Annotated in this window: 9 protein-coding genes; 3 read left to right on the top strand and 6 right to left on the bottom strand. The window is 57.0% G+C overall.

Annotated features, from left to right (window positions below):
* Positions 1–114: 114 nt before the first annotated feature.
* The 5 genes from F0155_RS22705 to F0155_RS22685 form a co-directional block, all read right to left on the bottom strand.
* The gene (locus F0155_RS22705; RefSeq protein WP_150526858.1) at positions 115–588 is read right to left on the bottom strand and encodes a MarR family winged helix-turn-helix transcriptional regulator; all 474 of its coding nucleotides are present in this window, start codon (positions 586–588) and stop codon (positions 115–117) included.
* Between the two features lie 130 nt (positions 589–718).
* Complete coding sequence (locus F0155_RS22700) at positions 719–1,321, bottom strand: ABC-type transport auxiliary lipoprotein family protein (protein ID WP_208999422.1); 603 nt, start codon at positions 1,319–1,321, stop codon at positions 719–721.
* A 54-nt stretch (positions 1,322–1,375) separates the two neighbouring features.
* Positions 1,376–3,379: an MlaD family protein gene (locus F0155_RS22695; RefSeq protein ID WP_150526857.1), complete on the bottom strand. Its 2,004-nt coding sequence runs from the start codon at positions 3,377–3,379 to the stop codon at positions 1,376–1,378.
* A gap of 14 nt (positions 3,380–3,393) precedes the next feature.
* Positions 3,394–4,194 (bottom strand): ABC transporter ATP-binding protein, encoded by an 801-nt coding sequence (locus tag F0155_RS22690; RefSeq protein WP_150526856.1) that lies wholly within the window; start codon positions 4,192–4,194, stop codon positions 3,394–3,396.
* 9 nt (positions 4,195–4,203) lie between these two features.
* Positions 4,204–5,352 (bottom strand): ABC transporter permease, encoded by a 1,149-nt coding sequence (locus tag F0155_RS22685; RefSeq protein WP_150526855.1) that lies wholly within the window; start codon positions 5,350–5,352, stop codon positions 4,204–4,206.
* Positions 5,353–5,458: 106 nt separating this feature from the next.
* Between F0155_RS22685 and dgcN the strand changes: the two genes are divergently transcribed.
* Positions 5,459–6,472: an N-acetyltransferase DgcN gene (gene dgcN / locus F0155_RS22680; RefSeq protein WP_150526854.1), complete on the top strand. Its 1,014-nt coding sequence runs from the start codon at positions 5,459–5,461 to the stop codon at positions 6,470–6,472.
* The gene (gene dgcA, locus F0155_RS22675; protein ID WP_150526853.1) at positions 6,469–7,455 is read left to right on the top strand and encodes an N-acetyl-D-Glu racemase DgcA; all 987 of its coding nucleotides are present in this window, start codon (positions 6,469–6,471) and stop codon (positions 7,453–7,455) included. Before dgcN ends, dgcA begins: the two co-directional genes overlap by 4 nt.
* Before the next feature lie 163 nt (positions 7,456–7,618).
* Here dgcA and F0155_RS22670 read toward each other — a convergent pair whose 3' ends face one another.
* On the bottom strand, positions 7,619–8,806 hold the full coding sequence (locus tag F0155_RS22670) for an MFS transporter (protein WP_150526852.1): 1,188 nt from the start codon (positions 8,804–8,806) through the stop codon (positions 7,619–7,621).
* A gap of 119 nt (positions 8,807–8,925) precedes the next feature.
* Between F0155_RS22670 and F0155_RS22665 the strand changes: the two genes are divergently transcribed.
* Positions 8,926–10,125 (top strand): protein phosphatase CheZ, encoded by a 1,200-nt coding sequence (locus F0155_RS22665; protein ID WP_150526851.1) that lies wholly within the window; start codon positions 8,926–8,928, stop codon positions 10,123–10,125.
* The last annotated feature ends 327 nt before the right edge of the window (positions 10,126–10,452 follow it).

Genomic DNA, 10,452 nt, shown 5'->3' with positions numbered 1-10,452 from the left:
CCGGCGCCCGCGGCTGCTCAAACCGTCCAAAATCAAACCGCAGGACTGAGATTGCGCAAACGCAAGGCGTTGTTCAGCAGCCTGCTAGGTCGAACCAATAAAGGCAAGACTGCGCTAGGAGAGATTATCCCGGACCTTGCTCATCACGTGCAGGAAGGTCCGGAACTCCTTGTCTCCGATGCCTTTCAGCATGCGGCTTTCCGCCTGCAGGACTTTCGGAACGATGTCGCCATAGACCCCGCGCCCTTTCGATGACAACGCAAGCAGCGTGCTTCGGCCATCTTCCAGATTGCAGGACTTTTCCAGCAGTCCGCGTTCGTGCATGCGTTTGACGGCGCGGCTGACCGACACCTTGTCCATGCTCGACCGTTCGACGATTTCCGTTGCAGGTATCTTCCCGCTTTCAGCGAGAATGGCCATCGTGCGCCATTCAGACGGCGTCAAACCGTGGTCGCGGGTATAGATTTCAGCGAGGGCAGCGGTAACATCCGAGTAAAAGACGCGAACAAGGTATGGAAAGAATGATTGAAGGTCGAAGTTCGGCAGATCCGCTTCCTCTGACCTCGTCTCCAGTTTCGAACCTGTCATATGTCTTCCCGGCTGCATCGAGTCTTGTTTCAAATGAAACTAGCCCGTGTCTTGGAAAGAGAAAAGGGTTTCGTGAGCGTGAAATCTACGCCTCGACCCGAGTATTTCCTTTTACGACAAGGCTTTCAGCTCAAACGTTCTGGATGGTCCAGGCAGAAATATCGGCAAACACCTGATCAGCTGCCCGGTTCAAGGCTTCGACAGCCTTGTCGGGCGACGCCGTTGACGCTGCCACTTCGCTCTTGAAGATCCGGCTGGAAACGGTCCGGCCATTCCGGTCATTGACCAGCCGCGCGGAGATTTCCACCACCGCCTTGTCGGCATTGGCGAGCTGGATTTCAAACGACCGGATTTCCATCTGCAGCTGATAGTCAATCAGCAGGCCGTCACCCGGCAGGCCGACACCGCGCAGAAGGCCTGTGTTCTGAAGGGTCTCAACGACCTTGGTCTGCACAAGGCTCGGCAATGCATCCGCCCAGGAAACCTTCGGAAAGTAGCTGTAGACGGGCCCGCGATCAACCACTGCAATATACTGGGTATCAAGCGCCTTGACTGCGCGTGGGCGCGGAACAAGCACCTGACGACCTTTTGGACGGCCCTGAATTTCGGCGCTGCCTGCACTCAGACCATAAAGGGCAGCAGGTCCGCCGGCAGCACAGCCGGACACAAGCAGACCTGCTCCAAGCCCGATCAGCACATTGCGCCGTCCCATCATGCGGGATTTGCTCGTCATCAACCCAAGAACCTTTTACCCGTTACTGACCGGTGCCCCGGATCAGTTCCCAATTTAACGCCGGTTTCCACCCGTATAGGTCGGCACCTGCTCGCCGCCGAATATCACCCGCTGCGGATTGCGGTCAAAACTCTCCACCGCGCGCTGGATGGAAATGAGTGTCCGATTGACCTGTTCCATGGCAGCCGCAAAGTCGGAAGATCCTTGATTTGCGAACTTCGCCAGCCCGTCGGCAATTGTTCCGGCACGCGATTCAAAGGCTTCGGCCACCTTGCGAATGGCTGCAGCGGCTGCGGTCGCTTCCTTGATCAAGCCTTCGCCATCCGCGTCAACCATGGTGCCGACATTGTCAACAATCCCCTGAATGCGGACAGATGTGGCATTCAAGTTGGCCGTCAATTGCTGCGCATCGGTGATGATCTGATCAACATCCGGAGTGCGCGCTGCCAGATCGCGGCTCATCTTCTGGACATTCTCCGCCGTTGCCCGCGCGGAAAGGATGATCTCGTCGATATTCGCCTTCTGACCGGCCAACCCGCCTGTGACGCTCTCGACAGAGCCAACGATGTTGGCAACCTGCTCCGGCTTGATTGCTCCAAGCACCGTGTCAGCACTCGCCAACGTCTCGGTGAACTGGACGGAAGCAACCCTCAGATCATCAATGAGACCGACAATGCGATCTTCTTCACCGCGAACCGTTGCAGTGACCGCCTCGATGTTCTGGATAGAGGATTTGGTCGCGGTGATGATCTCGTTGATCTGGTTTTCCTGATTACGGAAGTTTGCCACGATCTGCGCCGCATCATCGACAACGGTCTGGACCGTTGCCGGATCAACAGCTGCAACAATGGCATCAACCCGGCCAAGGGAGGTGTTGAGGTTATTGGCAAAGGCCTCTGCGGAAGAGACCGTATTGCGGACGGAGGCGGGATCAACCGCATCTGCGATTTCAACACCCCGGGCCATGATGGCGTCGGCCTTTTCAAGCACGGCCTTGCCATTTTCGATCGCTGCAGCAAGGTTCTTGTCCTGCTCGCGCAGTGTCGTGGAGACAGCTGCCAGATTATCCATGGTCGTGGATGTGGACGCGACAAGTGTGTCCAGCTCCGCCTTGCGGTCTTCCAGAACTTTGCCAAGAGCCCCTGCACCAGCCACGACCTGTCGCACATCTTCCGGATTTACCGCTGAGATTATGGCATCCACGCTCTTGATTTGCGCATTCAGACTGACGGTGAACTGCTCCAGCTCCTTGGCCGCAGATTGCGCATCGGCCATCATGAGCTCGATCTTTTGCCCTGCATCGCCAAGGCTCTTCGTGAAGACGGAGACATCGTCAACGATTTCATGAACCTTGTCGGACGGAACCGCTGCCAGAATGCGTTCGCCTTCTGCAACGAGGGTTTCCATGCGCGCAGACAGTTTCACGAAAGCATCCGTAGCGTTTGAAATGCTCGACATGAACTGCGAAACGCCTTCGGAGTTCGAGGCAAGAGCTGCAGAAAAGGTCTCGGCATTCTTCAGGGTATTGACGATCACCGGCCTGTTTTCAGAGATGAGCATCTCGACTTCAGCAAGTGTCGTTTCCGCTTGATGCAAAACGTCGCGTGCGCCGCCAGTGATGTCATCAAACAGGGACTTTTCGGCATAAATGACCGGATAGGTCCCCTCATCTGTATCAATCCCGTTGAACAACATGGGGGCATCGAGGCTGCCGCCGTTCATGTCCACATAGGCAATGCCGGTCAGACCGGTAAAGTTGAGGGTCGCCTTTGTATCGGCGCGCAGCGGCGTGTCCGGCTTGACGCGCACGGTGGCGATCACCTTCGTGGGATCCGTCTTGTCGAAATTCAGCTTGCTGACATCACCAACCTTGATGCCGTTGAACAGCACCTGCCCACCAACGGGAAGGCCGGTAACGGGCGCCGGAAAAACAATGTCGAAAAAGACGTTCTCGCGCGTTTCTGCGGTTCGGGCCAGCCAGTAGATGAAAATGAACGCCAACAGAAGAGTGGCGACCATGACAGCACCGATGGCTACGTAATTTGCGCGGGTTTCCATCTAACTCGTGATTCCTATACCCGTTTCAACGCCCGAGCACCGCGGAAGTAGGATTTGATCCACGGGTCATCGTTCACCATCATTTCTTCCATAGGGCCAATGGCCCAGACCTTCTTGTGGCCAAGGACAGCTATCCGGTCACATATCGAATGCAGACTGTCGAGGTCATGCGTCACCATGTAGACCGTCAGACCAAGCAGCTTGCTCAAATTTGCAATCAACGTATCAAATGCCGCTGCACCGATCGGGTCCAGCCCCGACGTCGGCTCGTCAAGAAATACCAGATCGGGATCAAGTGCAAGCGCACGCGCCAGACTGGCGCGCTTTACCATGCCTCCCGAAAGTTCCGAAGGGTATTTGTCCCCAGCATCCTGCGGCAAACCGACCAGCTCCAGCTTCAAGGTCGCAAGTTCATCCATCAGCTGAGGTGAAAGTTCCAGATGCTCGCGCATCGGCACCTGAATGTTCTGCTTGACCGTCAGCGACGAGAACAGGGCCCCTTGCTGGAAAAGCACCCCCCAGCGCCGCTCAATCGAAAGTCGCTGGCTCTCCGTTGCCCCATCCAGATCATATCCAAAGACCTTGATACGCCCGGATTGACGCGGAACAAGACCGAGAATCGACCGCATCAGCACAGACTTACCAGTGCCGGACCCTCCAACGAAGCCTAGAACTTCTCCCCGCCGGACGTCCAGATCCAGGCTGTCGAGCACTTTCTTGGACCCGAAACTGACCGAGACATCGCGCACCGCCAGAATCACGTCCTCAGCCGGAGCCGACACATCTTCGTTTTCAATTGTCTCCACTACCGTCATCCCGAGACCCTAAATGTTGACGGCCGCAAAGAACATGGCAAAAGCACCATCGACCACAATTACGAGGAAGATGGCTTTTACAACTGACATCGTCGTGTGGCGCCCCAGGGATTCAGCCGAGCCGCCGACCTTCAATCCTTCGACGCAGGCGATCAGACCGATGATCATGGCCATGAAAGGTGCCTTGACCAGACCGACCCAGAGGGTCTGAGGGGTGATCGCAGCCTGAAGCTGGTTCAAGAAGGCCAATGGCGGAATATCCAGATATACCCAGGTCGTCAGCCCCGCCCCGACCAGTGCAGACATGTCGGCAATGAATGTCAAAACGGGAAGCGCTATCATAAGAGCCAGAATACGCGGCAGGACCAGCACTTCGGTAACACTCAAGCCGATGACGTGCAGCGCATCGACCTCTTCCTGCATCCGCATGGCGCCCAATTCGGCGGTGAAAGCCGAACCCGATCGGCCAGCAACCATGATCGCCGTCAGAATCACCCCGATTTCACGAAGCACGAGGATGCCGGCGAGGTCGACCACATAGAGGTCCGCGCCAAACTGCTTCAGATAAAAACCGCCCTGCTGGGAAATGATCGCCCCGATGAGAAAGCTCATCAAGGCGACAATCGGAACAGCACCGATGCAGGTTTTGTCAAACTGAACGGCAACAGCAATGCCCCGAAGCCGTTTCGGCTGCAAGAGAACCGTCGTCAGAACAACACCAAGCGAGCCAAGGATATGCAGCATCGCGAAGGCATCCTTGCCAACGTTGATTACCTGCTTTCCCGTCTCTTCCAGAAACCCGACGATCGAAAACGGATGCTTTTCCGGCTTGTAGCGCGGCGGATGGTGTGTCTCGATCTGGCAGAAAAGCGCCTTTCGGACATCTGTCAGCCCCGTCAGCTCGACCCTGCGCCCCTTGAACTCGAGAGTGCCGCGAACCCGGTGGACCAACCACGCTCCACTCGTGTCGATTTCGCCGATACCGGACGTGTCGATACAGGTCAGACGATGAAGATCGACCTTGATATCATTGACGAGTTTCTCGGCAGCGGCCAAAGTGCTGATCGTCCAGTCGCCCTTCAGGCATAACACCTGATGGTTTCCGGCATCATCCCTAACCCAGAATTCCGGGGGCGCGTTGGTTTCCAGAAACGCCATAACCGAGCATTAGCCCTCTTGCCGCACAAATCACATCCCCCGTATATCTGACGGGAACACATACCGTCCAGCCGCAAGCCGTTGGCACATGGAGGAATCAGTACAAATGGAAATCGCACATCCTTATCTCTTGTTTCTTGGCGATGTTCCGGATGCCCTAGCCGCCAAGACAGCAATTGGCATTGTCGACTGGCGCCGCGAATGGTGTCTTGGCCAGATTCGCCTCGACGGCTGTGCTGCCGACACCGGGTTGCCGGACACCACAATTGCCGAAGGTGCAAAGGCCGGTGCGAAGACCTTCGTGATTGGCGCAGTGAACGCAGGCGGTCGCTTGCCCGATCACTGGATTGCCTCCGTGGTCGAGGCTCTGGATGCGGGTCTCGATGTGGCCTCCGGCCTTCACGTTCGTCTTGGAAGCATCGACGCAATCCGGGAAGCTGCCGAGCGCAATGGCCGCAAGCTGCATGACGTGCGCCACAGCAACCAGACCTTTGCAACCGGCAAGGGAACGAAGCGCGCCGGCAAGCGCATCCTGACCGTTGGCACGGATTGTTCGGTCGGAAAGAAATACACCGCCCTCGCCATGGATCGCGCCATGAACCAGCGCGGCTATTCCAGCTCCTTCTGCGCAACCGGCCAGACGGGCGTCTTCATTTCCGGGCGCGGCTTGTCGCTTGATGCGGTCGTTGCCGACTTCATCGCAGGAGCTGCTGAATGGCTGTCGCCGGAAACCGATGAAAACCACTGGCAGATCATTGAGGGTCAGGGCTCGCTGTATCACCCGTCCTTTGCAGGGGTGACCCTCGGCCTGCTTCATGGTTCACAGCCGGACGCCTTCATCGTCTGCCATGAACCAAGCCGCACAAAAATGCGCGGCGTCGAAACGCCTCTTCCCAGCATCCGTCAGGTGATTGATCTGACCATTCAGTGCGGCAAACTCACCAACCCGAACATTCAGTGCATCGGCGTTGCAGTGAACACCACGTCCCTCGATGAAGACGAGGCCTGGGCATATCTTGCCAAGATCGGCGAAGAGTTCGGTCTTCCGGCAACGGACCCGGTCCGCTTCGGCATGGATGTGATGGTCGACAAGATCGCAGCCGAATACGGCGCGCCATGACACGCCGCATCGAGATCGAAACGCAACGCTTCAAGATCGCGGGCGGTGGCTTTGCCATTTCCCGCGGTCGGCGCACCCATGCCGAAGTCCTGACCATTCGGATCACAGATGGCCAGCATTCCGGCATCGGGGAATGCGTTCCCTATGCGCGCTATGGCGAAAGTCTGGAAAGCGTCGCGGGGCAGATCCGGGAGATTGAGGCAAAGCTGGCGTCCGGACTTGATCGTCAAGGTCTCCAGCCGGCAATTGCCGCAGGCGCTGCCCGAAACGCGGTAGACTGTGCCTTGTGGGATCTCGACGCCAAACTTGCTGGTTCGACTGTGGCGGCTCTCTCTGGCACCGGTGACTTGTCGCCGCTGACCACTGCCTACACAATCAGTGTCGGCACACCAGAAGACATGGCGGCAGCAACGCTGAAGGCGGCCCATCGCCCGCTGTTGAAGATCAAGCTGGCCGGTCCAGGCGACGTCGAGCGCATCGCTGCTGTCCGCAAAGCTGCACCGAATTCGACACTGATCGTGGATGCCAACGAAGCCTGGGACGAGAGCTGTTTTCACAGCAATCTGGAAGCCTGTGATCGCGCAGGCGTTGCCCTGATCGAGCAGCCTCTGCCTGCAGGAAAAGATGATGCTCTGGAAGGCCTGTCGAGCACGGCGGCCATCTGCGCCGACGAAAGCCTGCACACCAGCGCGGACCTTGAAAAACTCAGAGCCCGATACGATGCGGTGAACATCAAGCTGGACAAGGCCGGCGGCCTGACGGAAGCGCTTGTCATGGCAAGGCGTGCCCGCGAACTGGACTTCAAGGTCATGGTCGGCTGCATGCTGGGTACATCGCTGGCGATGGCGCCAGCCGTCTATGTCGCCCAGCCCGCCGACTTCGTCGATCTCGACGGCCCCTTGCTTCTGGAAGAGGATCGTACTCCTGCCCTTCGTTTTGAAGGCAGTACACTCTATCCCCCACCCCGCGATCTTTGGGGCTGATCTTTCTGCAACACGCGTGGCAAAGCCTGACACTCTGGACGGCCTTGCCACGCGTTTTTTCTAGAGCATTTCCAGACGAAGTGGATACCGGTTCGCTGTCAGGAAATCCGCCAAATCAAATATTTAGAACACGTCGAGTGATTCAGTGAATGCGAGACGTGCTCTAGGTCCCGGTTTGCGGGCTTTCGTTGATGCGCTGTTGCAAAAGCGGTCGCATGATCAAGAGACTCACCAAAGCAGCCACGGAACCCGCGGCCATCAGCCAGAAGGCATAGCTGGGCGAAAGCGCATAGAGCGGCCCACTGACCGTCATGCCAATGGCGGTAAGTAAGCCCGCCGAGGTTCCCATCATCCCCTGCCCCGTCGCCGCCCATTTCGACGGCACAATCCGGCCGAGTATGAGGATGCAGCCAAGATGGGCTGCGCCAAAGGTCAGGCCGTGCAGAACCTGTAGCGCCGCGATGGCCGCAAACCCTTCCGCATAGGGAAAGAGTGACCAACGCACCACACCGGCACCAGCGGCCAGAACCAGATAGGTCAACGGGCGAATATTCGCATCCAGCTGCTTGGCGAACAGAAACAGGACGACTTCGGCGACAACGCCAATGGACCAGAGAATCCCGATGCTTTGCGAAGAGATCCCACTGGCCGACCAATAGAGCGATGAAAACCCGTAGAATGCGGCGTGAACACCCTGAAGCAGACCAGCCACGCAAATGAAACCCCAGAACCAGCGCTGGCGAAAGACCGATGCCTTCTCGCCACTGTTCTCTTCTTCACCAGAGGGAGACCGCGCCCCGGCCATCGACGGCAGGCCGAGAGCTACAAGGCCGGTTAGCAGGGTCACAAAGGCTATCCAGAGCAGGATACGGTCGGGATTGCCCTCGGCAACCAGAACCCCGCCTCCGATATTGGCAGCAACGAAGGCAAGCGAACCCCAAAGCCGCATGCGCCCGTAATTGGCATTCGCCTTCTTCACCGCATCAATCGCATACGCATCACAAAGCGGGACAATCGGTGCCCAGAGAATGGTGAGGACAATGACGCAGACTGCGGCGGCCCAATAGCCCTGCAGATAAAACAGGTTGACGGGCACCAGACTTGCAAGCACCGAGTAGAAAAAGATGGATCGGCGTCTTCTGCCGCCCCGATCAGACAAATTCGTCATGATCGGGCCGGCCAAAATTCGCGCCACCAAAGAAAGCCCCAGAATAAAACCTATCTCTTCTGAGGAAATGCCGCGGCTTTCGAGGACCAATGGTAAAAATGGCAAGTAAAGGCCATACGCAAGAAAGTGGCTTGCGAATAGAGAACCAACTCCGGCAAATAAAAGACGGTCGAATGAAACCATAAATTGCAATTCCGTTCGTCGACCTAAAGGGATGTTAACGATTCTCGAAGTACGTTGAGTAAGAAGGCGCCCGACGTACGGCATCTCTTTTGGCAAAGCAAGCTGAGAAACGGTCCCATATGCAAAGTGAAGCTGCCCAGGATCAATCGGAACAGATTGGCGAAGCGGAATACCAGACCCTGGCCCAGACACTCTTGGAATCCGACCGTGGCCGTCGGTTTCTTAACGAATTCGTAAGGCGGAACCGGACACCGGAAACCCAGGAAATCCTTGCGGCTATCAAGCGTCTGGAGAAGTCTGTCGGCCAAGGCAAGACAGTTCCCAATATCGACAATATCAAGCTCGATATCGCCGATATGGCCGAAGCCATTGAACGCACCAAAAACGAAATCTCCAGCATCAAGGCCGAAGGCGAAAGCAGCAACCGCTTTACCAACGCCTCCATGGAACTTGATGCGATTGTGAAGCACACCGAAGGTGCGACGCAGACCATCCTGGAAGCTGCTGAACAGATCCAGGAACAAGCATGGACCCTGCGTGAAAATGGTGCCGACAACGCCGTTTGCGACATCATCGACGAGAAAGCCACAGAAATCTTCATGGCCTGCTCGTTCCAGGATCTGACCGGACAGAGAACCAACAAGGTGGTTCAGGTTCTCGGATATCTGGAAAGCCGGATCAACTACATCATTGGCCTTTGGGGCATTGGTGAAGTGTCCGAAGAAGATATGGTCGCGCCGGAAGACACCCGTCCCGATGCCCATCTGCTGAATGGTCCGCAGATGGAAGGTGAAGGCGTCTCCCAGGACAATATCGATGAGCTGATGAATGTGAGCGCCGACGTCCTTGATGCCGCGCTCGATGCTGCCTCAGGCGGCGCTGATGCCCCTGCCGAGACCCCGGCTGAAGACGACATGGCCGTCGACACCGGCGACATGGACATGAGCGCACCGATGGATGCGGCAGACATCGACAGCATGTTTGCCAGCATGGATGCGGAAGAAGATGCGGCAGCAGATGACGCATTCGCCGAAGACGAAACCAGTGAAGAAGTTGAAGCTGCAGAAGAAGTCGTAGCGGAAGCCGAAGAAGCGGCAGACGCTGACTTCGGCGGCGACGACATTCTGGATGAGAGCGAAATCGACAAGCTGTTCGACGCGGAAACACAATCGGCAGATGATGCTGCGGACGACGTCGAAGCAGAAATTGAAGCTGAAGCTGACGCAGACTGGGAGCAGACGGAAATCGAAGCTGGCGACTCCGATGCGGACCCGCTGGAAAAACTGTCGGAATCAGAGCGTCAGGCCCTCTTCAACTAGAGCATTTACAGGCGAAGTGGATACCGGTTCGCCGTCCGGAAATGCGCCAAATCAAATATCTAGAGCACGTCGAGTGTTTCAGCGAATGCGAGGCGTGCTCTCGGCCTCGCAGTCATCATCCGAAAAAGGAAAAAGCGACCGTTTCCGGTCGCTTTTTTGTCTACCCCCGTCGAGGAACGGTCTGCGGGAGGGCGTGTTCCCTCCCGCATTTGTTTGATTAGTTCTTTGCGAACCAGACGTCTTCGGAGAGCATCTGGCCGTTGTTGGCAGTAGACTGCATCAGGGTCTCGCCGCGCTCGTTCACAACGTCGTTGCGCTGTGTCGAGA

The organism is Roseibium sediminis (genome assembly GCF_008711325.1).
Taxonomy (GTDB): Bacteria; Pseudomonadota; Alphaproteobacteria; order Rhizobiales; family Stappiaceae; genus Roseibium; species Roseibium sediminis.
This window is presented reverse-complemented; position numbering and strand designations above follow the sequence as displayed.